The sequence below is a fragment of the Pedobacter sp. N23S346 genome (assembly GCF_048515415.1).
Taxonomy (GTDB): Bacteria; Bacteroidota; Bacteroidia; order Sphingobacteriales; family Sphingobacteriaceae; genus Pedobacter.
On the sequence record NZ_JBLYEE010000001.1, the window covers coordinates 408,368 to 431,839 of the forward strand.

Below are 23,472 nucleotides of genomic sequence, written 5' to 3' on the forward strand. Positions count from 1 at the left end.
CATTGTACGAAGCAATCTTACTACGCTTGCTATAAAACCAATAGCATTTAAGATTGCTTCGTGCCTACGATTGATGTGATTTTTATAAAAAAAATTAACCTTCAGCATGACGAATCGGTTGGTGCATCCCTCGAGGAAATTTCTTTTGCAACGAATCGTCCTCCTGAACTTGATTCAGGATTTTAACTAGATAGGTGCTGAACTAAATTTACTGCGTAGCTTTCCGCTGCGCTACAGGTCAGCATGACGAATCGGTTGGTGCATCCCTCGAGGAAATTCCTTTTGCAACGAATTGTCCTCCTGAACTTGATTCAGGATCTACCAAGATAGGTACTGAACCAAATACAATTGACGAATTGGTTAGTACATTCCTCGAGAAATCCATTTTGCAACGAATCGTCCTCCTGAACTTGATTCAGGATTTTAACTAGATAGGTGCTGAACTAAATTCAGCATGACGAATCGGTTAGTACATCTCTCGAGAAATCCATTTTGCGACGAATCGTCCTCCTGAACTTGATTCAGGATCTACCGAGATAGATACTGAACCAAATAGCATTGATGTAATTATCCTAAATAACTAAAATCAATTAATTACAAAAACGTCACTTATATTGATTTTTATAAAATAAATTATCCCTCGAAATAATGAAAATCATAAAACAAAAACCCCTTTGCAAATCTGCAAAGGGGTTTTATTTTAAAGCGCTTGATTAAAAAAACTATCGATCAATCGAGCCCATAACTTTTTGGCCGAAGGCATTTAATGCGTCTTTTTCAACCGCACCTTCGCTCACCATCTGGTGTACTTCAAGTGCACCACAAATATTGGTAATCATTTCGCCAGCAACATCAACTTCGTGCTCACTAACTCCTCTGAATTCACAGAATGCCTCTAAAACCTCAAGAGTGGTCTCCAATTGAGCAGGAGTAGTGTTTTGAAATAATTGTCTGATAACCGGAATCTTCATTATTTTATTTTATTAAAAAGTTCTATCAAACCTTCTGCTTTGTTGGTTTGCACCTGATCTACCAAATTACCACCTTCAAAAGCTGCAAAAGTTGGTAAATTATCAACATTTGCGAATTTGCGTGAATTTGGAAGTTTTTCAGCATCAACAATTAAGAAAGCTACATCTTCATTTTCTGCAGCCAACTTTTTAAACTTCGGTTTCATGATTCTGCAGTTACCACACCAGGATGCAGCGTACTGAACCATAACTTTGGAGTTATCAGCTAAATATTGTTGAAGATTATCTTCTGTTAATTCTAAAAACATATTGTTTAATTTTACTAGTTAGCAGCTAAATATTCAGCAACACCATCTCTGTTTGCGTTCATTGCTTCTTTTCCTTCTTCCCAGTTTGCAGGACAAACTTCGCCATGTTTTTGAACGTGAGTATAAGCATCAATTAAACGTAAATATTCTTTAACATTTCTACCTAGTGGCATATCGTTAACACTTTCATGAAAAACTTTACCCGTTTCATCAATTAAATATGTTGCTCTGAAAGAAACATTCGAACCGGAGAAAGATTCATTTCCTTCTTCGTCATAGTTAACTTCCTGATCTAAAATATCAAGGATTCCAGATAATTGTCTGTGGGTATCTGCTAAAATTGGGTAAGTAACACCTTCAATACCACCGTTATCTTTTGGTGTATTTAACCATGCAAAGTGAACTTCGTTTGTATCGCAAGAAGCACCAATTACAATGGTATTTCTTTTTTCAAACTCAGGTAGCGCCGCTTGGAAAGCATGTAATTCTGTAGGGCAAACGAAAGTAAAATCTTTTGGATACCAGAACAACAATACTTTACTGTTTTTATTTACCGCTTCTTCAAATACATTGATTTTCATGTCATCACCCATATCTGACATTGCATCAATACTAACACTCGGGAATTTTTTACCTACTATTGCCATGTTTTTTTCTTTAATTTTATGGCACAAAGGTACGGCTAAAACAGATCCAAATCAACCCATGTTTATTAATAGTTCATTGTATTTATTGATAACGATATAGATGAAAACTATAATGTTGGATAATGTTATAAGAATTGGTTATGTAGTCATCGAATGAATACTATGCATCATGTATATATTCATCCGATGACTACACCAGGCTAAAATCCTATCTCTTCAAGGTGTTTTCATACAATTTAAAGATCCTTTTATATTCATCAGTCCAGCTGCTTGGTTCGATAAAGCCATGGTCTTCAACAGGATAAACAGCCAATTCCCAATTGTCTTTACCAAGCTCAATAAACCTTTGTGAAATACGTACAATATCCTGGAAGTGAACATTTACATCTACCATTCCGTGTGCCATTAATAAATTGCCTTTTAGTTTATCGGCAAAATAAATCGGTGAACTTCTTCGGTAAGCAATGGGATCATTAAAAGGCTCGTTTAAAATATTTGAGGTATAACCATGATTGTAATGTGCCCAATCGGTAACCGAACGCAAGGCTGCACCACTTGCAAATACATCAGATTCGTTAAACATAGCCATTAGGGTAATAAAACCACCATAAGATCCACCATATAAACCAACATGTTTTGGGTTCACACCATATTTTTCGACCAAAAGCTTCACACCATCAACCTGATCGGTTAGATCTTTCCCACCCATATGCCTGTAAATTCCGGTTCTATGGTCGCGACCATAACCCGAACTTCCGGTATAATCGATATCAATGACTGTATAGCCATTATCTGCCAGTAAATTATTAAACATAAACTCACGGAAATAAGTACTCCAACCAAAGTGAACATTTTGCAAATACCCTGCGCCATGAACAAAGACAACTGCCGGATGATTTGGGTGCGGTTTGTCAGATTTATAAACCCTGGCATAAACATCCGCACCATAGCGATTTTTAAAAGTTACCATGTCCGGTTCACGCCATTTATAAGAATTGAATTCGGCAGTAGTAGATTGTGTAATTTTTATTGCTTTAGCGCCCGCCTTGTTAGGTTGAATGTATAATTCGCCTGGTTTATTCAGGTAGGAATAATTAATGGCGAGATACTTTTCATCTGGAGAAAGTATGATGTCATTCAAACCCTTCATTGTTGTCATCTGAATAGGCTGACCACCGTTTATACCAATTTTAAAGAGATTGGTAATTCCAGGATGTTCCTTGTTTGCTTTAAAATAAAAAGTGCTTTTGTCTTTCGATAATTGCAACGACTGCACTTCCCATTTGCCAGAGGTTAGTTGTTTTTTCTCGCCAGTTGAAATGTTGGCAACATACAAATGGGAATAACCCGTTGCTTCACTTTGGTAATAAAAGCGGTTATTATCTATCCAGCCCGTGTTGCCCTGGTAAAACCCACTGATGCCAGGGCCACCAATCCAGGCTTCATCCCGTTGGCGATCTACCAAAGAAAACTTACCCGTGGACGCTTCTAATTTTAAAATCCAACGGTCTTTATTATCTAAAGAAGTAGCTATTACAATTCCATTAGTGCCATTTTCATTCCATAACGGACCAAACAAATTTACAGGACGGTCAGCATTTTTCTTTTTCAGGGTATCTAGTTCTTTCGGATAATCTTTCAAATAATCAGGAAGATCCTTTATGCCTGGGATGCTTGCTGTTTGAATGGCATAAACAGAATCCCGTTGCGTATCGTAAATATATCCCTTCGAAATGTTTTCATTTTCGCCAACTTTTGTTCTGCCAGGGATGTCTTCCGTATAGCCAGAAGCCGTAATATAATTTGGGACTACCGTGTTGTGGTTGTTCTGTGCTGGAGTAGTGAGTTTATAGGTGATGTAATGACCATCCGGGCTTATCACCACTCCAGTTAAAAATTTGTCTTCAGTATACAATTCCTTCAACAATTTTGTGTCAGTTGAGGGGACACCAAAACGGCCCCGTCCTCCACGGGCGCCTTCGCGAGATTCTGTATTTCTTTTTTTGATGATGTCAAATAGTGCTGTTTGTTCACCTTTTAACCAATTATCTTGTTCGGTTGCTGATTTAGATTCAGATTTTCCAGCCTTTTTGCCTTTTACAAAATTGGTTAATTGAATGGTTTCTGCAGATTTAAGGTTTACCTCAAATAGATTATCCCCTTGTTGATAAACTACATTTCCATTAACTAAGAAAATTGGATTGCTTTCGCGTTCCAGTGTATTGGTTAGACGACTTTCTTTTTTGGTTTTAAAATTTTGAAGATAGATATCCCCATTTTTTTCGACCAGGCCTATTGATTGGTCTTTACCATAAACATAATTTAAACTCAATATTTTTTCATCTTCTTTTTCAATGGCTTTAACAGGTTTTGAGGATGATATAATAATTTTATAAAGGTCTTCTTTCGCTTTATTCTCTGGATTCCAATTGAAGTAAAGGATTTTGCTATCAGCTGTCCAGCGGAAATTAGATGGTGCAATTCCCATCCATTTTGGGTCACGCATGATTTTTTCTACTGTTAACGGGCCAATTTGTTGGGCAAATGAATATTCTCCTGCGCAAAGCAGAAGGAAAAGTAAATATTTCTTCATTAAATTTAGTTTGGATGCTGCAATTTAGATAATGCGAGAACTAAATCATTAAGGAAATGGAAATGTTACAACCAAATTTAACCACTGATGTGGGATACATTGATTTAGCAGGCCGCAGATTCGCAGATTACATTTTGATCATGAACTTAATCAAAATAACATAAGTTATCATCTGCGGCATCAGACAGTAATCTTTTAAGAAACTATCTGATCACTTTTCCGGTTTTATCAACATTAACCTGATCAAACGGCTTTAAATACTCGTTAATGATAACCGAAAATTCTCTCCGTGTTAGAACTTTTTTCAAATCATATTTTGAAGAAAACTTGTAGCTGCTATTCCACTTCTTTTGCAGTTGCGTTTTGGTAGCATCAATAGCCTTATTGCCAACGTAAGAAACCATCGAAATGGTGTTTTCTAAATTGATTGGAATATTTTTATTGTCGTCAAACCAGATTTGAGCCTTATAATAATAATCTTTTATTGGCTGTTTAATTTCCTCATAAGTAACTTCCTTCTCCGGATAAAAGAAAGCTTTTTCATTTTTGATTTCAGCTTTTAGAATCCCGGTGATCCCAATTTTTTGGATGGCAAGCCAATTCGAATCTGTAGCCTTTACATCATTAAAAGGCATCAACGAAAGTTTATGGCTCAGGAGTTCGCCTTGAATTCTTTTTAAATTAGATAAGCTGGTTTTTGTTTTAAAAAAGACCGCATATGAAGCTGTTGCACCGGCTGCCTGACCAATTTCTGCATTGTTTGGATCAATGTATAGTAGGTTTTCCTGGTCTGAGATCAATAAATGATATAAAGATAAAAAGTTTGAGGTACCAGTTATACCCGAAATTGTGGTGCGATAAAAGTTTTCTGTATAATTTAAAGCACTTAAGTCTACGGGTTTTAAATTCGCAGTTTTTAGATGGGAAAGTACCTTATCGCTGTTGTCTGCTATAATTAGCACCTTGGCTTTTATGGTTTTATCTTTACTTAATTTCGCCTCCCATCCACCGCCGGAACGCTCCAGGGCAATTATGGTAGTATCATTTATAATCTTAAACGGTTTGATGCTGTCAACCTGATTTTTAACTGACTTTTTCTTTTTTGTTTGAGTTGATTTTTTTTCTAAATCATGGGCATATGCAATTCCTTTCAGCTGTACATTTTCATAAATTTTGTAAATTTCTGCTGTTTTTGTTCCCTTAATTTTTTCCAGACCAAAAGGAGTGCTTTGAGTTACAATTAAAACACTGCAACCAGAGCGAGAAACCTGTAACCCTGACGAGTAGGCCGCATCATTATTACCTAAAACCAATACATCTGTTTTAATGGTTTGAGCATAAATAATTGTTGGGATTAAACACACGAAAATAAAAAATAACCTTTTCATCCCTGGGATTTTAAATGGAATGCAATATGCTTTAAATGAATGAATTTTTAATGAAACGCATGTATTTTCCTTGACTTAATTGACGATCTCGAACAAAATTACGATATCATAATTGGAAGCTCGGTATATCTCCTTTCAAAACCTTAAGAAAGAATTGTGATTTCAAACCGAAATTAGATCTAATCATGATTATTTATTACTCTATAAACAAAAACACGTTTGTTGTGATCGTTAATAAAATTGATGTAGCATTTTATTGCGGTACTTAAGGACAGATTTTTATATTTGAAATAAATAATGAAAAAACGCTCATATATCTCCATTTTTATTCTCTTGATAAGTTTAATCGGATGTCAAAAAGAAAACACCCCGGTTCAATCACCGGAACTTTCTGATTTTACCCTAAATGCAGGGAGAGTCGGACAACTACCTTTTCCGCTTACCAATCCGAAAAGTAAAAGTAGCGGGGCTTTCTCTTTTGAAACAAGTGATACTTCGATGATTACCATCAAGGAAAATCTTGTTACCATAAAGAAAAATGGAACTTGCATAATAACGGCTATACAACAAGAAGCAGGAGGGTTTAGTAAAGATTCTATTAAGGCAACCTTAGTGATTGCGCCTCGTCTTGTCCCAATGTTTACCAATTTTGTAATTCCTGATAAAAGAGTAACTGATCCTCCGTTTATTTTAACCTCACCCAAAAGTAACAGCACTAGAGAAATCACTTTTAGGAGTAATAATGCAGCTGTTGCGGTTGTTACAGGAAACCTGATAACCATCAAAGGTCCAGGTAAAGCAATCATAACGGCTTATCAAGCCCAATCTGGGATTTACAGCGCGTATAATATTTCTGCAGACCTTTTTGTTACCGATGCCGTAATCGCTGAAACATTAACGGATGTGGATGGGAACGTATATAAAACGGTAAAACTAGGAAACCAGACATGGATGATGGAAAATTTACGGACGGCACACTATAGAGATAAAACACTAATACCAAATGTGATAGGAAATTCCGATTGGTCGACACAATCAAGCGGAGCCTATTGTAGCTACAATAACAATCAGGAACTAGGCAAAACATACGGGTTTTTATATAATTGGTATGCTGTAAACAATGCTCATCAACTTGCACCACAGGGCTGGCATATCCCAACAAATGCTGAATGGAATGTTTTGTATAATCATATTGGGGGAGACCGTTACAGTGGTAGCAAAATTCAAGAAAGTGGCATTAGTCATTGGATGAATGATACCGGGGCTTCAAACAGTACAAAGTTTACTGGTTTGCCGGTGGGGAAAAGAAACGGTGAAGGTACCTATGAGAGTCTTTCTTTTGATGCTAATTGGTGGACTGCCACAGCTAATCCTTCCGGAACAGCAAGGTATTATAATTTATATGTTAAAGGTTACATTGAAGTTTCAGAGAGTTTTAAAAACTTTGGATACTCTTTAAGATGTATAAAAGATTAAGTAATGAATTTAGAACAATTAAAATACCCTATTGGACAATTTGTTATGCCTGAAATTTTCAATCAGCATCAGGCCGATATCTGGATTTCTGAAATTGAGGCTTTACCTAACCAGCTTAAAAATGCTACTGAAAGTTTGGTTAATGAAGAATTAAATCAGACCTATCGCCCAGGTGGTTGGACATTGAGGCAGGTTATTCACCATATTCCAGATAGCCATATGAATGCTTACATCAGATTCAAACAAGCCATTACAGAAGATGTTCCGATCATCAGGCCTTATGATGAAGAACGGTGGGCCGAAACGGACGAGGCTAAAAATGGAGATATTGAAATGTCAATTGCTTTATTAACCGCATTGCACCAAAGGTGGGTTTCTTTTCTAAAGACTTTAAAATTTGAAGATTATCAAAGAAAATATATTCATCCTGCACAAGGAAAAGAGCTTACTCTGGCAAATATGTTGGGTATGTATGCCTGGCATGGAAAACATCATTTGGCACACATTACAAACGCTATAGCCACTTCGTCTAAGTTACAAGGTATAAGAGGTGCAGTAAAACTTCCTGATAATTTTAATGAAGAAGTAGAACTCCGCCAATATTTTGAAAACAGGCTATTATAAAAAAGGGCTTGAAATCGAAGCATAAAGATTTCGAAGACGCGTTGCAGATACTATGCGCTTACAATATAGAAAAGCTAGATTATATCGTTACCCAAAATATTAAGGATTTCAAAGATTCTGAAATTGCAGCTTTTCCACCTGATGAGCTTTTGACAAGAATATAATTACATCAAAATCAACATGGCAGCGCTCATGGCAATCATAATGGCATCTTCTACAATGGTTACGGTGCTCATTGGAAGGTTAAATACAGCACCCAAGCAAGCACATTGAATCTTTTTCTTGTTGATTATGCTCTCTAAAACGCCTAGAATGCTCACTGTCATTACAACTAATGTAACCCAGTTTACAATAGCAGGAGATAGGTTAAGTGCGAAACTTAAGCCTAAACCTAATTCGATAAAAGCATAAATGTATCCCCAGACACTGATTTTTTTTGCAACGATGTCATACATGGCGTAGCTTTCAGCAAAAGCTTTCAGGTTTAACATTTTGAAAAAAGAAAAGGTCAGGAAAAAACCAGCCATGAAAATGCGCATAAATACCATAAAATCTATCGTATTATCCCGCCATGAAGCTACCAGTGATATGGCTGTAACGTATCCAAAAATTAATAAAATTGGCTTATAAGTTTCTACCCATGATTTGGTTGCTGTGGTGGCTTCGATAATTGAGTCGCTTGTAATTTGGTATTTGCTGTCAGCGCCGCCTAATGCCTGTTGTAGCACGGGTAAGCTGATGTGTTTATCCATGCTGATTGTTGCCGAATGCGTTTCTTTCGAAACCTCGACAGCGGTTACATCTGGTAAAATTAAAAGGTTGCTTTTTACTTTATTTTCGCAACCACCGCATGTCATGCCGGTGAGTTGATAGGTATGTGTCATATTGAATATTTTTACAAATTTACCTGATGGGCAGGCAAAAAGCGTTATAGAATAATCACAAAATGTTATAGAATTTTAGGCAAGTAAAACTATTCCGTAGATAGCGAATTGTTACTAGATACTAGATACTAGATACTAGATACTAGATACTAGATACTAGATAAGGGTTACCCCACCAAAACAGAAGTCATTGTTAATGAACCACCAACAGCTTTATCATTAAAAAAAGAGAGCTCTTCCCGATCATTTTTTAAACCTAAGGTGTAAATCAATGGCAAGTAATGTTCCGGTGTTGGAATAGCCAGCATGGCATCGGCGCCTAAGCTGCGGTAATCAATTAAAGGTTTATGATCACCGTTTGCAATAAGATTTTTGAATTTATCATTCATCTCATTCGCCCAATCGTAACCACCACCATTAATCATTTCCCAACTCAACATTCTAAGGTTGTGCACCATATTACCGCTGCCGATAACCAATACACCTTTTTTGCGAAGGGTGTAGATTTCTTTAGCAATTTCGTAATGTTGAGCAGGAGATTTGGTATAATCAATGCTGAGTTGCAATACAGGAATATTCGCTTCAGGGTACATGTGCCTAACAATTGTCCAGGTACCGTGATCTAATCCCCAATCGTGATCAAGCTCAATAGTGGTAGAATGAACCAATGATGGGATTTCCAAAGCCAGCTTTACATCTCCGGGAGCCGGATATTGCACATCAAATAATGCTTGCGGGAAACCGCCGAAGTCATGTATCGTAGATGGAAAATCCATTGCCGTTACAAAAGTTCCGTGGGTATACCAGTGTGCCGAAACAACTAATACCGCTTTCGGAACAGGAATATTTTTTGCCAGATTACCCCAACTTTGGCTATACTCATTGTGCTCAATGCCATTCATCGGCGAACCATGGCCGATAAAAAGTGTAGGCATCAACTCGGTTTGAGGTAAGCGCTGCGTAAAGTTTTTGAATTGAGATAATGCAGACATTATATTAGGTTTGTCTAATAGAAATATGAATAATCGTCCTCCTGAACTTGTTTCAGGATCTAATGAGAAAGATTCCGGGTCAAGCCCGGAATGACGATCTTCTCAATTACTTTCCCTGAACAAATTCCAGATTTAATTTAATGGTCACATCTTTAGCTACACCAGCACCAGTTGGATCATATTTTATGTTATAATCCAGTCTATTAATGGTTGTTGTTGCGCCAAAACCAGCCTTAGTATTTCCTTGTTGATCTTTTGCTGTTCCACCATATACAACTGCAAATTTCACGTCTTTTGTTACATCACGGATGGTTAATTTGCCACTTAACTCATAGTTATTGCCGCTTAATTTTTTTAACGATGTGCTTTCAAATTTCATTGTTGGAAATTTCTCAGCATTGAAAAAATCATCAGTTTTTAAGTGACCATCTCTCATGTCAACACCGGTTGTGATGCTGTTTACATCAACGGTAAAAGCGATTTTTGCATCAGTTAGATCTGGTTTAGCTGCAGTAACGGAACCATCAAATTTTTTGAATGAACCATCTACAAATGAAATGCCCATGTGTTTAACCGAAAAGTTTACAAACGAATGCATCGGATCGATTTTCCAACTGGTTTGTGCAAAAGATGCCACACTAATCGATGCAGCTATCAGGAATAAGAATAATTTTTTCATGTTATTTTTTTAAACAAATGTACATTCAGGCACAAGGTTTAAGTGTTGATGTATGTTAAGAAAAGGTTTAAATCTCGTCTTCCATTTTACAGTTATTGTCAAATCTCATCCAATGTTTTTCGTTTACCCGACGTTACTGATTTGTATGCTGATGGAGTAGCGCCAGTAACCTTTTTGAACTGTGCGGAAAGATGCGCCACACTGCTATAATTTAGCTGAAAGGCGATTTCGCTTAGTGTTAACTCGCCATAAGTAAGCATTTCTTTAGCCTTCTCAATTTTCTGTGCAATGAAGTATTTCTCGATAGTCTGATTTTCAACTTCCGAAAAAATGGAACTTAACTGAGGGTATTCTAGATGGAGTTCTTCGCTTAGATAAGTCGAAAGATTGATTTTTAAAGGCTCTTTTGAGTAGTGAACCAGGTTGATAATGCTGGTTTTAATTTGTTCGGCAAGCTGAGTTTTCTTGTCTTGTAATAACTCGAAACCGAACGGACTAAGTTTTTCTGCAATTGTTAATTTCTCCTCGTGCGAGATATTTTCTGCCAATACCACTTCGCCCAATTCAACCGAAACGGGATTAAAGCCAAGCTTATCCAGCTCAGCTTTAACCACCATTTTGCAACGGTTACATACCATATTTTTGATATGCAGTTTCATTATTTTGATTTGATGGTTTCAGCAACATCGCCGCAATCAAACATCATACTTCCATAATATGGGTTTTCGATGTTCTCTTTTTCATTTAACCAACTCGCTTTTGCCATTGGGCAGTGCTGAACATAAACCGTGGCGCTATTAAATTTGATATTTCTAACGGTCTTGATCATTGCCGAAGATATCGCTTCAAAAGATTTTCTTTGTGCTTTGATGTCTTTACTAGCGGCTAATTCAGGTGCTCTTGCCTTGATCATTTTAGACTGTTCCATCCAAATGGTATGTTGTGCCGCCGGTAAATCCTGATGAGGAATGGCATCAACCTTTGCTGATAAAGTTTTCACTTTTTCTTTGGCTACATCGATTTTATCTGTTGCCAATGCATTTTTAACATCATAATAAGCGGTTAACAATTGATTAAATGCTGCATCAGTTTTACTTTGTGCAAATGTTAATTTTGTGCTTGCGATGGCGATTATTGCCACCATGATCATAATTTTTTTCATCTTATTTGTTTTTTGTGAACCTCGTATTCGCATCATTCAAGGTTGGATTGCGAACGGGGGATTTCATTAAGTTTAAATTATTTTAGAACATTAAAAAGGTTAAATTCCGCCCTTATTAGATACATGTTTTTGGTGTATCTGTCCGTCATGTTTCCTGCAGCCTGAAAACGGTAGCCCAAATCAATTCTGGTGGTACTATTTAGAATCACCTGAATTGCTGGAGCTAAATCTAAATAGCTTTGACCAGAGCTTGGGTCGGTTTTACCCAACATTTCAAAGTATACGTTGAAATTAGGTTCCTTATAGTTTTTATAAACGAAAGGTAAAACCAGGTAACCAGATGATAAACTGTATGAAAGCATATTATTTGGTCTAGGCATTCCTGTAATTTGTTTGTCGCTATCTTTAAATGCATGCGCATAGCCTAAAGTTGCCGATAGGGCCAGTTTATGAAGAAGTTGTGTAAAGACAAAACCACCTTGAACACCACTATTATCGCCTTCTAAGTTAATATCTCTGGTATAAGTTGGTCGTTTACTGGTGCTGATTCTTCCGAAAGCAGCTGCTCTAAAGTGACTTTGCGCTTCATCAATAGAAATAAAACGATATTTAGCATATAAACTTCCGCCTTCCAAACGGTATTTTCTATCCATATCCGAAAGAAATGCCTGAGCATGCATCATCAGGTTTTTATTAAAGCCAAACATGACTTCAGGAATGGTTCTGCTTACAAATCCGGGATTGTTAAACATTCCCTCATTGGTTAAACGAACACCAATCGACTTCGTTGGCATATTGCTTGCAGGCTCCGTAAATACATATAGCTCCTGACTAAAAGCATAGTGAAAAGCGCTGGTCATCACCAGCGCCAGAAATAAAAATCGCCTCATTTTAAGAAAGAACAAGGTGATAAACACGTGTTTTCTTTCCGTTTACTATAGCAGCACCGCTAGCATAGGCATCAGAACTGATAGATGTAGCTTGCTTTTTAAATGCTGAACCTGAAATAAAGTTTTTATCTACTACTGCAGCTTTCACCGTTCCATTTAGGGTTTTGTTTTTCGCATTTACAAAACGATAAACGTTTCCATCAACAATTGCCTGGCCTTTATCATCCACTTTTACCTGGTTAAATGCAAAATATGCTGTTAAACCACCCACAGAGAAACCAGCATCCTGTACTTTTTTACGTACTAAATCAAGATTGATATCTGCACCTTTTTTGAAGGTAAGTACAAAGATGTTTTTGTTTAAATCTGGCTTAACGGATGTAATAAAGCTTAAGGTTTCAAGCGATTTTTGTGTTGCATTTGAACACATAGAACAAGTTAAACCAGTTACTTGTAAATTTGCTGTTGATATTTGTTGAGCCGAAACTTTAACGGCAAGAAGAAGCATAATAATGCTGAATAATTTTATTGTTTTCATGATTTTTTTGAATTAGAATTTAAGAAAATGTCACATTAAGCCTGTCGAAATGCTATTGCCAACATCGAGGGGCTAACGATTAATCCTAATTTCTAAAAACGCAGTTGAAAACATGCAGGGCAACCCGGGTGGAAAGTGGGGGAGCTTTGATGCTGATTTTGCTTAAAAAAGCAGGGGTAATGTTTGAAAGAAATGCTAAAACCGGAGGATGAAGAAATAGTTGAATAGAAAATAACTTCGGCATTTGTGTTTGTGCCTCGGTTTGGTGACTATCTTTAACTTTAACAGTTACCTGTGTGTTTTTGCAGCAACCGTCATCTTTTTTCTTGTCCGCAGGAATTTCCTTACAGAATTTACATGAAACTTCATTGCTGAAAAGTTTTACATTCTCTAGTTTTCCACTACAGAAATGTAAGCTTAAAGCAAAGCCCATTACACTAACCGCATAAAATACGGCCAGGCTAAGTGCTATTTTCTGTTTAAGTTTCATTTTCACAAAGATAACGCAAAATAAATCGGGTTAGCATAATAATTCTTTAAAGAATATCATATTTAGCTTACTTTAGAAGCATAATACATTTCAAATGAAGAAACTTATCTTTTTTAGTTTAATTCTAATATCATTTAGCGCATTGGCTTCAAAGCCGAAAAATCAATATATCCGCATTAAAACTCAGTATGGAGAATGTATTATTAAACTGTATAATGAAACCCCATTGCATAGAGATAATTTTCTAAAGCTTACCAAAAAAGGCTTTTATAATGGAACATTGTTTCATCGGGTAATAAAATCTTTCATGATCCAGGGTGGTGATCCTGATTCCAGAAATGCAAAACCCGATTCTTTATTGGGCGAAGGCGGACCTAAATACACTATTCCTGCAGAATTTCGTGATAGCTTGTTTCATAAAAAAGGTGTATTGGCTGCGGCAAGAGAAGGTGATATGGTTAACCCGGCTAAAGCATCCAGTGGAAGCCAGTTTTACTTGGTACAGGGGAAAGTTTTTACTGATGAGCAGTTAAATGCGCTGGAAGAAAAACGACTGAAGTTCAAAATTCCTGAATGGCAGAGACAAGTTTACAAAACCATTGGCGGCGTACCGCACTTAGATCGGAACTACACAGTTTATGGTGAAATTGTGGTGGGTTTAGATATGGTTGATAAAATTGCGGCATTAGATACCGATAAAAATGACCGACCTAAGCAAGACGTAAAAATGGATATTTCTGTTCTCAAAAAAAGAGAGGCAAGGAAATTAGAGAAGCGGTTGGCTCTTGAAAATATTAATAAGTAATTGGTTTATCTATTGATTAAAGGCTCCTGGTGATTATCCAGAAAAAAGCGTTCCGTATGCTTCCTTTGAAAAGGATACCGTTAACCCCATCTTTGAGAAAGCCTTTTTTTAACTTCATCAAAAGGAATGAGTTTACCCTCCTCTGCTTGTTGCACGCCTCTTTTTATCCCTTCTTGAACATGTTTTGGCAAATCTTGGAATACAAATTTTTCATCGGTGCTTAAAAGTACATCTAGTTCCGAAAGTAGATTTTCATCATCAGTGTTGAAGACTTTTTTTGCGATTTCGATTTTCAATTCTTCTATGCTAATAAACAAATTTAATGAAATGTCTTATACTGTAGCTTCAATCAATAATTTATAAATTTGCCATTCATGAAAATCATTTCTTACAACGTTAATGGAATACGTGCAGCAAGCACAAAAAACTTCTTTGGTTGGTTACAGGCTACAAATGCTGATATGGTTTGCTTGCAGGAAGTAAAAGCATTGCCGGAACAGATTACAGAAATTATCGCTTTGATTGAACAGCTGGGTTATTATCACTACTGGTTTCCTGCCCAAAAGAAAGGCTATAGTGGCGTGGCCATCCTCACCCGAATAAAACCAAATCAGGTGGTTTTTGGTTGCGGAGAAGAATGGATTGATCAGGAAGGAAGAATTTTAAGGGCAGATTTCGATGACTTTTCGTTGATGAGTTTATATATGCCATCGGGATCGAGCGGCGACGAAAGGCAAGTAAAGAAATATGCTTTTATGCGTTTTTTTGATTCTTATATTGATGATCTACGGAAGGAATTTCCGAACTTGATTGTGAGCGGAGATTATAACATCTGCCACACCTCAATTGATATTCATAATCCAAAATCAAATGCCAATTCTTCGGGATTTTTACCGGAAGAGCGGGAGTGGATGCAGCTGTTTTTAGACAATGGATTTATAGATACCTTTCGTTATTTTAATAAAGACCCGCATCATTATACCTGGTGGAGTTACAGAGCTGGATCTAGAGGGAAAAATCTGGGTTGGCGGATTGATTATCATTTGGTTACACGACAAATGGAAAGCCGTTTAAAAAATGTAAAAATTTTACCTGATGCGATTCATTCAGATCATTGCCCGGTTTTATTGGAAATAGATTGATGTAGAAAGTCAGGCTAGGAATGGAATTATAGATGTTCAGCCTCGTATTTTTCTCCGGCTTTTAGCATTAATTCAATCTGCTTCAAATCTTCTGCGGTGAGTTCTTCCTTTTCCTGTAATTCGAATACAGCAATCATATTGTCTTCGTACTGTTTTTCTGTTTTAATAACGATTTCGGTTGCCATAATTGCTTAATCAAATTTAATAATTTCTGTTGGGGTGATGCAAAAATCTAAACGGATATCGTGTTCATTTACATCTTCTATCTTTTCTACTGCAGGATACAAAGATAAGCCTATTTTTTGAGCATTTATATTTTCAAGAAATCGATCATAAAAGCCCTTGCCATAACCTACGCGATATCCTTGCCGATCGAAAGCTAAAAGTGGAATTAAAACCAGATCTATTTCGCCATCATGAATGATTCCCTTTTGAGGTTCAAGAATATTATAAAGATTTTTTTGTAAATCATGTAGCCCGAGGTACTTATGACTGGTCATCAGTGCAGTTTCAAAATCAGCTTTAGGAACAATAATTTTAGTATCCGGATGATTTTCAGTCAACCATTCGATTAACAGAAAAGTATTTGGTTCTTTTTTTTCTATAATTGGTAAGAAAATATGGAGTGTTTTTATGGTGCTGAAATCTAAAGCCGAGAACTGGTGTAGCAATCCATTATTTAAAACAGCATAAGTTTCTGCATTAATTAATAACCTTTCTTTTGAAGCTTGTTTTCTGATTTCGCTTTTTAGCATAATGACAAAGTTAGGTAATTGTAGCAATTTGAAATTAGGCTTGTTTTGGTGTTTAGCAAATGGAAGATTTTAATAGGAGGCAGAAAAAAACCTTCCGTGTAAATCCGTGTTTCCATGACAATTCTAAAAACTAAAAAGCCCTTAAAAATTAATTCAAGGGCTCTTGTTATCAGATGTTAGTGATTATTTCACACGCTCAACATATTCGCCGGTACGTGTATCAACTTTAATTTTATCTCCCTGGTTAACGAACATAGGTACTTTAACCTCAACACCATTTTCAAGTGTTGCTGCTTTTAATGCGTTAGTAGAAGTATCACCTTTTACAGCAGGCTCTGAATAGGTAATTTCAAATTCAGCAAAGTTTGGCAATTGGCCCATAATGGCTTCATCACTTTCCATGGAAACAATTACGCTCATGCCTTCTTTTAAGAATTTAATCGCAGAACCGAATAGCGATTTTTCTACGTTATATTGCTCGTAAGTATTGTTATCCATCACCACTAAGTAATCGCCATCTTCGTATAGATATTGATAATCACTGGTTTCTACGCGGCAAATTTCTACAACCTCGTCGGTATTCATACGCGCTTCTACAATTCTACCCGATTTAATGTTACGAAATTTACCAGTGTAGAAAGCACCACCTTTACCCGGTGTGCGGTGATTCCATTCGTCAACAGTAACCAATTCGCCATTTACACGAAGGATGTTGCCATTTTTAATTTCTGATGCTTTAGCCATATTGTGTGATCCTTAATTGGATTTATATTTAGTTTTTTTGTGACCGCAAAGGTAAAATTATTTTAATTAAAACCTATAAAGGTTTATGGGATAAGCCTATGGTTTTCGTCAGGTTAATGCTTATTCACCCGTTACATTTAGTCTTTAGTTTTGCCTTTTCCATAGCTTAAATTAACCCAAAAAATGCTGCATAAAAGAAATGCCTTTGGGAACCACTCCAAAGGCATAATCAACCTAAACCTCAAACTAAACTATGAAAAACTCTTTGCCTTTTCAGGCTATATATTTGATTCTGCAAATGCAGAAAAAACAATCAATTACTTCAAGAGATAAATTAGATAATTGTTTCTCTTTTTGGTGGTGCAAAGGTAAGAACTATTTTTCAATTACAAAATATATTTACGAAAAATATTTTTTAATACAAATGGATGACAAACAGGATGGGTTTTAAGATAATAGAATTTATAATAAATTACTTATAGTCAGCTATTTGAAGCTGATTATCACAGAAATCGTATTCGTGAATTTGATTAGAACCAATAATTGTTAATCTTCCCGGCGTGAAGTTCTCTATTAAATTGCGATACCAGTCTACACCCTGAACGTCTAAATTACTGGTTGGCTCATCTAGAAATAGAATTGGTGAGTCTGAACAACAAGCTAAAGCCAGCTTCGTTCGCTGTTTCATTCCCGATGAAAAGTACTTGATTTCCTTATTTGCGGATTTTTCTAAGCCAAGGATGGAAATTAAAGATTTTTGGTCAACTCCCGGCGCAAAATTTTTAAATTTAAAATGGAAATCGATAATTTCTTTCAACGTAAAAGTTTCAACTAATTCCAGATAGGGGGCAGCCATGCTGATCTGATGATAGATTTCCTCAACAGGAATATCGTTGCCTTCAGAAAAAGATATCTGGCCTTCAGATGGGGTTAAACTTCCAGTTAGAACGCTTAATAATGTAGATTTGCCGGAACCATTCGGCCCCAGAATGGCGTAACGATTGCCCGATGAAAACTCAGTGCTTAAATTCCGAAAAATCCACTCTTTGTTAAATCTCCGGCCTATATTAGTTAAGATTATCTTCATTTTTTAAGTATCAAGATGTGAGTATCAAGTATCAAGGTTTGAGTATCAAGTATCGAGATCTGGGTATTAAATCAAGATGTGAGTATCAGGAATCAAGACCAGAATTTTTAAAAACTAGATATTTTTTCATGCAAACGCTATTGTCTACACCAATATACTGACCATAATTTGGCGTAATCTGATAACCAACTTTTTGATATAGCGCAATGGCTTCTGGTTGCATTTTACCAGTTTCCAGAATACACTCGGTAAAACCAAGTTCTTTAGCCCATTTCTCCAATTCTATCAAAATTTTAGCAGCAATGCCTTGCTTTCTGTAATCAGGATGAACAAACATGCGTTTAATTTCGGCAGTGATATCTGAGAAGGGTTTTATTGCACCGCAACCAACAGGAATTCCGTTTTGGTAAGCCACCACTACTTCTTTAATCGCATCTATCTTATTAAACTGTGAATAAAAAGCATGGTCATCACCGTCTCGTATCGCTAAATCTTTATCCAATAGCGTAACCAACTGTCTAAAATCGGTTTGATCTGAATCGGTTCGAATTAATGTTAAATCGCTCATGAAAATGTATTGTGCTTTATTTTGCCACCTAAGAAACCTTAGATCAGGGCTTTATTCCCTAAACACTAAATTAGCTTCCCATGCCGAAGCCCTTCATTACGCCACGGTTTGAATTGCGGATAAAATCTACAATTTCATCGCGAATCTCGGTTGGCTTGAATTCAGCTTCGATCATATCTAAAGCTTTGGTTACGTTATTGTGTTTTACAAAAAGTACCCGATAAATTTCCTGAATCTCATCAATTTGTTCATTGGTAAAGCCTCTTCTGCGTAGACCTACAGAGTTAATTCCGGCATAAGAAAGGGGTTCACGGGCAGCTTTTACATAAGGAGGTACATCTTTACGAACCAATGATCCACCGGTTACAAAAGCATATGAACCCACTTTAACAAATTGATGAATGGCAACTAAACCTGCCAATACCACATTGTTGCCAATGGTAATGTGACCAGCCAATGTCGTACTGTTGGAAAAAATACAGTTATCACCTACTTCACAATCGTGTGCAATGTGAGAATACGCCTGAATTAAACAGTTGCTTCCAATAACTGTTTTCCATTTATCTTTGGTACCACGATTAATGGTAACACACTCACGGATAGTGGTGTTATCGCCAATTTCTGCAGTGGTTACTTCGCCTGCAAATTTCAAGTCCTGAGGTTCGCCGGAGATCACTGCTCCAGGGAAAATACGACAGTTTTTACCGATTCGTGCGCCATCCATAATGGTAACGTTCGAGCCAATCCATGTTCCTTCGCCGATCACCACATCTTTATGTATCACTACAAAAGGTTCGATCACTACGTTTTCGGCAATTTTTGCCTGTGGGTGTATATATGCTAAGGGTTGTATCATGATTCGGCTGGTTCTGCTTGTTTAATTTTTGAAATTTGTGCCATCATTTCGGCCTCGACAACGATTTTCTCGCCAACCATACCTACGCCTTTCATCTGGGCAATGCCTCTTCTGATCGGTTCAAGTAAGTCGCAACGGAAAACGATAGTATCTCCGGGAAGAACCTGAGCCCTAAAGCGAACGTTATCAATTTTTAAGAAATAGGTTAAATAATTACGTGGATCCGGAACGGTACTTAAAACTAAGATGCCGCCTACCTGAGCCATGGCCTCAATTTGAATCACGCCCGGGAAAACCGGTGCACCAGGAAAATGCCCTTTAAAAAACTCTTCATTCATGGTTACGTTTTTAACGCCCACCACGTGGTTTTTTGAAAGTTCTAAAATCTTATCTACAAATAAAAACGGTTGACGGTGAGGCAAAATATCCATAATCTGAACAACGTCATACAATGGTTTTGCACTTGGATCGTATACCTTTTGAATTTTCTTGTTTTTTTCTTTTTTGATCGCCGCTTTAATCTTTTTTGCAAAAGCAACGTTAGCCGCATGGCCGGGGCGGGCAGCCATAATGTGGCCTTTCAAGTGTGTACCCACCAAGGCTAAATCGCCAATCATATCTAATAATTTATGACGGGCAGGTTCATTTTGGTAGCGTAATTCCATGTTATTCAGGATTCCCTGAGGGGCTACATCGATATCTGCACGGTTGAAAAGCTTGGCAAGGTGACTCAATTCATCTTTTGTAACCTCTTTATCTACAATCACAATGGCATTGTTTAAATCGCCACCTTTAATTAAGTTGTGAGAAAGCTGATATTCTAATTCGTGTAAAAAGCAGAAAGTACGGCAGGAAGCAATTTCTTTTTTAAATTCTGCAATGGTATTAATCCCTGCATGCTGGCTTCCTAAAACCGGAGAATTATAATCAATCATACAAGTAAAACGGTAGTCATCCAATGGCATGGCTACAATCTCTACCTTTCTATCTTCTTCAGTATAAGTAATGTTATGCGGAATGGTAAAATACTCACGATCAGCATTTTGCTCAACGGTTCCAACTTCTTCAAGCAGGTCTACAAACTGGATAGAACTTCCATCCATAATTGGTGTTTCCGGGCCGTCTAGTTTAATCAGTACATTATCTAAATCCATCCCAACCAGAGAAGCCATAACATGTTCTACAGTACTTACGCTTGCGCCATTCTGGGTTAAGGTAGTACCGCGGGAAGTATCTGTTACGTTATCTGCATCAGCATCAATAATCGGATGACCATCCAGATCAATACGTTGGAATTTAAACCCATGATGTTCAGGGGCTGGGCAAAATGTTAAAGTTACATTAGCACCCGTGTGTAAACCAACACCAGATGCTGATACTTCTTGTTTAATCGTTTTTTGTCTAACGTTCATTGTGTATTGTATTCTTTTCCAATTCAGCCGTAAGCTTTTTCAATTCCTCTTCGAGTGTGTTTATTCTTTTCTCAATATCTGGAAGATGCTTGAAAATTACTGAGGCCCGCATCCAGTTACGCAAAGGTTGCGCCGGACTGCCGTGCCATTGTTTGTTCTCTTCTGTGATATTAAAGTTGATCCCAGCCTGTGCGCCGATTTGGGTACCCTTTGCTAGGGTTAAATGACCTGCAATACCTACTTGTCCACCCACCACGCTGTTTGGGCCAATTTTAGTACTGCCAGAAACGCCAGATTGAGCAGCCAGGACTGTGTTTTCGCCTATTTCAACATTATGTGCTATCTGAATAAGGTTGTCGATTTTGGCGCCTTTTTTAATAACGGTAGATCCCATTGTTGCACGGTCTACCGTTGTATTTGCCCCAATCTCTACATCATCTTCGATAATTACATTACCAATCTGCGGAATCTTATTATAAGTGCCATCTTTTTGTGGTGCAAAACCAAAGCCATCGCTACCAATTACGGTATTGGCATGTATCATTACCCTACTTCCGATTACAGAATTGTGGTAAATTTTTACGCCGGAAAAAAAAGTGCTGTTTTCGCCAATTTTAGAATTAGCGCCAATAAAAGTCTGTGCGTTAAGCTTGCAGCCATCGCCAATCACTACATTTTCGGCAACATAAGCAAATGCATCAATAAATACATTAGAACCAATTTTAGCTGTTGGATGAACAAAAGCCAGCTTGTTTATTCCAGACAAAGCTGCCTGCGCATTCATTGCTTCGTTATATTTATCCAGTAAAATAGTAAATGAACTATATGGATTCTCAACACGGATTAATGTGCTGGTAAACGGCTGGTTAGGGGTGAAATCTTTTGAAACGATAACAACCGATGCCTGCGTAGAATATAAAAAATTCTCGTACTTCGGGTTGGAAAGAAAAGACAATGAGCCTTCTTTCCCGTCTTCTATTTTAGAAAGTTCGGTAACGGCTACATCTGGGTTGCCATCAATGGAACCTTCTAAAAACTCGCTTATCTGCTTTGCAGTAAATTGCATCGTACAAAGGTATATGTTAAATTGATATGAACAAAAAAACCTGTAAGGGTTAAGGCGTGTATATTTTACACAATAGTAAGACTTAAAACGGCAGTAGAAGTCAAATATTTTGTTAATTAATCTTAAATCCCTCGCGGGTAGCAAAGAATGTACTTCTCTACTGTTTTTTGGAGCGATTCCAGATTCGATAAATCTGAAGCCTTTGCAATATCAACGATGTCGTTATTTTTCATTAATAGCTTGATGTTGCCTACGCCAGCATTGTACGCCCGGTTTTGAATTGCATCAGTAAATACGAAATAACGTACTTTATCTGGCTCAATCTCCAGCAGGTGAATCGCTGCATCTTTTAAAAACTCCACACGATCTGCATTTGCCCTTTCATTTCCCATTTCCACCTTGTATAAGTTCCTGGCGGTAAGCATCTGGCAAAGCGTTGAAAGTATTTTGTCTGGATGTTTTGTCCATACTTTCACTGCGGCATAAATATCCTGATCATCCAGATTGGTGAAATGTTCAAGATTATCATGATCAGCGAAAAAGTTATTTTCGTTGATATCGTTACTTAAAAAGTGATGTAGCGATGGTGATGCAAATAAACTTTCGCCCGCTACCGAGATCTCCTTTGCCCGCTCCAAAAGTTTTACCAAAATCATCTCACCGGAAATTACTGTTTTGTGCAAATAAACCTGCCAGTACATTAAACGGCGTGCAATCAGGAATTTTTCAATGGAATAAATCCCTTTTTCTTCGATCACCAGGTTATCATCATAAACGTTAAACATTTTAATAATCCGATCGAAACTGATTACGCCTTCGCTTACGCCGGTAAAAAAGCTGTCGCGATTTAAATAATCCATTCTATCTAAATCCAGCTGACCAGAAATTAACTGATGAAGGAATTTTTTATGATAGGTACCATTAAAAACCTCAATAGCGTGCGTTAATTTTCCATCGAAATGAAGGTTCAGGTCATGCATCAGCTTTGCTGAAATATCTTCATGTTTAATTCCGGTAACTAAAGAATGTTCTAAAGCGTGCGAAAACGGCCCATGACCGATATCGTGCAGTAAAATAGCCAGTGTTGCGGCTTCTTCTTCACCTTCGGTAATATTATGCCCTTTGCTTCTTAATACTTCAATGGCCAGGCTCATTAAATGCATGGCACCCAAAGCATGGTGAAAACGCGTGTGCAAAGCCCCGGGATAAACCAGATGAGTCATCCCAAGTTGCTTAATATACCGCAGACGCTGGAAATAGGGATGCGAAATGACATCGTAAACCAACGCTGATGGGATACTAATGAAACCGTAAACGGGATCATTTATGATTTTCTTCTTATTCAATAGTTAAAAATAGTTAAATAGATAGATACGGTACAAAAATTGCTATTTT

27 protein-coding genes are annotated in these 23,472 nt (G+C 37.1%); 4 read left to right on the forward strand and 23 right to left on the reverse strand.

What is annotated here, in order from left to right; genetic code table 11:
* Window positions 1-722: 722 nt before the first annotated feature.
* From ACN1CD_RS01705 to ACN1CD_RS01725, 5 genes are all read right to left on the reverse strand, one after another.
* A complete protein-coding gene (locus ACN1CD_RS01705; protein ID WP_109925590.1) occupies window positions 723-971 on the reverse strand; it encodes a DUF6952 family protein in 249 nt (82 codons plus the stop codon).
* Window positions 971-1,279 (reverse strand): thioredoxin family protein, encoded by a 309-nt coding sequence (locus tag ACN1CD_RS01710; protein WP_010599335.1) that lies wholly within the window; start codon window positions 1,277-1,279, stop codon window positions 971-973. Before ACN1CD_RS01710 ends, ACN1CD_RS01705 begins: the two co-directional genes overlap by 1 nt.
* A gap of 14 nt (window positions 1,280-1,293) precedes the next feature.
* Window positions 1,294-1,926 carry a peroxiredoxin gene (locus ACN1CD_RS01715; RefSeq protein WP_154281866.1) on the reverse strand — a complete coding sequence of 211 codons (633 nt, stop codon included), beginning with the start codon at window positions 1,924-1,926 and terminating at the stop codon, window positions 1,294-1,296.
* Between the two features lie 208 nt (window positions 1,927-2,134).
* Window positions 2,135-4,519: an alpha/beta fold hydrolase gene (locus ACN1CD_RS01720; RefSeq protein ID WP_419128519.1), complete on the reverse strand. Its 2,385-nt coding sequence runs from the start codon at window positions 4,517-4,519 to the stop codon at window positions 2,135-2,137.
* A 203-nt stretch (window positions 4,520-4,722) separates the two neighbouring features.
* Window positions 4,723-5,907: a hypothetical protein gene (locus tag ACN1CD_RS01725; RefSeq protein ID WP_419128520.1), complete on the reverse strand. Its 1,185-nt coding sequence runs from the start codon at window positions 5,905-5,907 to the stop codon at window positions 4,723-4,725.
* A 297-nt stretch (window positions 5,908-6,204) separates the two neighbouring features.
* Here ACN1CD_RS01725 and ACN1CD_RS01730 point away from each other — a divergent pair, with 297 nt between their 5' ends.
* On the forward strand, window positions 6,205-7,383 hold the full coding sequence (locus ACN1CD_RS01730) for a fibrobacter succinogenes major paralogous domain-containing protein (protein ID WP_419128521.1): 1,179 nt from the start codon (window positions 6,205-6,207) through the stop codon (window positions 7,381-7,383).
* Between the two features lie 3 nt (window positions 7,384-7,386).
* Window positions 7,387-8,007 carry a YfiT family bacillithiol transferase gene (locus tag ACN1CD_RS01735; protein WP_419128522.1) on the forward strand — a complete coding sequence of 207 codons (621 nt, stop codon included), beginning with the start codon at window positions 7,387-7,389 and terminating at the stop codon, window positions 8,005-8,007.
* Window positions 8,008-8,171: 164 nt separating this feature from the next.
* Here the strand turns inward: ACN1CD_RS01735 and ACN1CD_RS01740 are convergent, their stop codons facing one another.
* The 8 genes from ACN1CD_RS01740 to ACN1CD_RS01775 all read right to left on the reverse strand — a co-directional run bounded on the left by ACN1CD_RS01740 (window position 8,172) and on the right by ACN1CD_RS01775 (window position 13,642).
* Window positions 8,172-8,891: a heavy-metal-associated domain-containing protein gene (locus ACN1CD_RS01740; protein ID WP_419128523.1), complete on the reverse strand. Its 720-nt coding sequence runs from the start codon at window positions 8,889-8,891 to the stop codon at window positions 8,172-8,174.
* Between the two features lie 167 nt (window positions 8,892-9,058).
* Complete coding sequence (gene ygiD / locus ACN1CD_RS01745; protein ID WP_419128524.1) at window positions 9,059-9,883, reverse strand: 4,5-DOPA dioxygenase extradiol; 825 nt, start codon at window positions 9,881-9,883, stop codon at window positions 9,059-9,061.
* A 106-nt stretch (window positions 9,884-9,989) separates the two neighbouring features.
* Window positions 9,990-10,562, reverse strand: coding sequence for a YceI family protein (locus tag ACN1CD_RS01750; protein WP_419128525.1), 573 nt, complete (start codon window positions 10,560-10,562; stop codon window positions 9,990-9,992).
* A gap of 98 nt (window positions 10,563-10,660) precedes the next feature.
* Window positions 10,661-11,221: a helix-turn-helix domain-containing protein gene (locus tag ACN1CD_RS01755; protein ID WP_419128527.1), complete on the reverse strand. Its 561-nt coding sequence runs from the start codon at window positions 11,219-11,221 to the stop codon at window positions 10,661-10,663.
* Window positions 11,221-11,724, reverse strand: a complete 504-nt coding sequence (locus tag ACN1CD_RS01760) for a DUF3347 domain-containing protein (RefSeq protein ID WP_419128529.1) — start codon at window positions 11,722-11,724, stop codon at window positions 11,221-11,223. Before ACN1CD_RS01760 ends, ACN1CD_RS01755 begins: the two co-directional genes overlap by 1 nt.
* A 77-nt stretch (window positions 11,725-11,801) precedes the next feature.
* Window positions 11,802-12,614, reverse strand: a complete 813-nt coding sequence (locus ACN1CD_RS01765; RefSeq protein ID WP_419128530.1) for a hypothetical protein — start codon at window positions 12,612-12,614, stop codon at window positions 11,802-11,804.
* 1 nt (window position 12,615) lies between these two features.
* On the reverse strand, window positions 12,616-13,152 hold the full coding sequence (locus tag ACN1CD_RS01770) for a heavy-metal-associated domain-containing protein (protein WP_419128531.1): 537 nt from the start codon (window positions 13,150-13,152) through the stop codon (window positions 12,616-12,618).
* A gap of 85 nt (window positions 13,153-13,237) precedes the next feature.
* A complete protein-coding gene (locus ACN1CD_RS01775) occupies window positions 13,238-13,642 on the reverse strand; it encodes an HYC_CC_PP family protein (protein ID WP_419128532.1) in 405 nt (134 codons plus the stop codon).
* Between the two features lie 94 nt (window positions 13,643-13,736).
* Here ACN1CD_RS01775 and ACN1CD_RS01780 point away from each other — a divergent pair, with 94 nt between their 5' ends.
* Window positions 13,737-14,447, forward strand: coding sequence for a peptidylprolyl isomerase (locus ACN1CD_RS01780; protein WP_419128533.1), 711 nt, complete (start codon window positions 13,737-13,739; stop codon window positions 14,445-14,447).
* Between the two features lie 80 nt (window positions 14,448-14,527).
* On the opposite strand, the gene ACN1CD_RS01785 is transcribed toward ACN1CD_RS01780, so the two are convergent.
* A complete protein-coding gene (locus ACN1CD_RS01785; RefSeq protein WP_419128534.1) occupies window positions 14,528-14,743 on the reverse strand; it encodes a hypothetical protein in 216 nt (71 codons plus the stop codon).
* 78 nt (window positions 14,744-14,821) lie between these two features.
* Here ACN1CD_RS01785 and ACN1CD_RS01790 point away from each other — a divergent pair, with 78 nt between their 5' ends.
* Entirely contained in the window at window positions 14,822-15,589 is a 768-nt protein-coding gene (locus tag ACN1CD_RS01790) for an exodeoxyribonuclease III (RefSeq protein WP_419128535.1), read from the forward strand.
* Window positions 15,590-15,615: 26 nt separating this feature from the next.
* On the opposite strand, the gene ACN1CD_RS01795 is transcribed toward ACN1CD_RS01790, so the two are convergent.
* The 9 genes from ACN1CD_RS01795 to ACN1CD_RS01835 all read right to left on the reverse strand — a co-directional run bounded on the left by ACN1CD_RS01795 (window position 15,616) and on the right by ACN1CD_RS01835 (window position 23,423).
* Window positions 15,616-15,774 carry a hypothetical protein gene (locus tag ACN1CD_RS01795; protein WP_419128536.1) on the reverse strand — a complete coding sequence of 53 codons (159 nt, stop codon included), beginning with the start codon at window positions 15,772-15,774 and terminating at the stop codon, window positions 15,616-15,618.
* A gap of 6 nt (window positions 15,775-15,780) precedes the next feature.
* Window positions 15,781-16,344, reverse strand: coding sequence for a 5-formyltetrahydrofolate cyclo-ligase (locus ACN1CD_RS01800; protein ID WP_419128537.1), 564 nt, complete (start codon window positions 16,342-16,344; stop codon window positions 15,781-15,783).
* 183 nt (window positions 16,345-16,527) lie between these two features.
* Entirely contained in the window at window positions 16,528-17,088 is a 561-nt protein-coding gene (gene efp / locus ACN1CD_RS01805) for an elongation factor P (protein ID WP_419128538.1), read from the reverse strand.
* 472 nt (window positions 17,089-17,560) lie between these two features.
* Window positions 17,561-18,175: an ABC transporter ATP-binding protein gene (locus ACN1CD_RS01810; protein WP_419128539.1), complete on the reverse strand. Its 615-nt coding sequence runs from the start codon at window positions 18,173-18,175 to the stop codon at window positions 17,561-17,563.
* A gap of 85 nt (window positions 18,176-18,260) precedes the next feature.
* The gene (locus tag ACN1CD_RS01815) at window positions 18,261-18,743 is read right to left on the reverse strand and encodes a GNAT family N-acetyltransferase (RefSeq protein WP_419128540.1); all 483 of its coding nucleotides are present in this window, start codon (window positions 18,741-18,743) and stop codon (window positions 18,261-18,263) included.
* Between the two features lie 70 nt (window positions 18,744-18,813).
* Complete coding sequence (gene lpxA / locus ACN1CD_RS01820; protein WP_154281849.1) at window positions 18,814-19,599, reverse strand: acyl-ACP--UDP-N-acetylglucosamine O-acyltransferase; 786 nt, start codon at window positions 19,597-19,599, stop codon at window positions 18,814-18,816.
* The gene (locus tag ACN1CD_RS01825) at window positions 19,596-21,011 is read right to left on the reverse strand and encodes a bifunctional UDP-3-O-[3-hydroxymyristoyl] N-acetylglucosamine deacetylase/3-hydroxyacyl-ACP dehydratase (protein ID WP_320463873.1); all 1,416 of its coding nucleotides are present in this window, start codon (window positions 21,009-21,011) and stop codon (window positions 19,596-19,598) included. The genes lpxA and ACN1CD_RS01825 overlap by 4 nt, the downstream gene beginning before the upstream one ends.
* A complete protein-coding gene (gene lpxD / locus ACN1CD_RS01830) occupies window positions 21,001-22,077 on the reverse strand; it encodes a UDP-3-O-(3-hydroxymyristoyl)glucosamine N-acyltransferase (protein WP_419128541.1) in 1,077 nt (358 codons plus the stop codon). The genes ACN1CD_RS01825 and lpxD overlap by 11 nt, the downstream gene beginning before the upstream one ends.
* Window positions 22,078-22,199: 122 nt before the next feature.
* Window positions 22,200-23,423 (reverse strand): HD domain-containing protein, encoded by a 1,224-nt coding sequence (locus ACN1CD_RS01835; protein ID WP_419128542.1) that lies wholly within the window; start codon window positions 23,421-23,423, stop codon window positions 22,200-22,202.
* Window positions 23,424-23,472 lie beyond the last annotated feature (49 nt).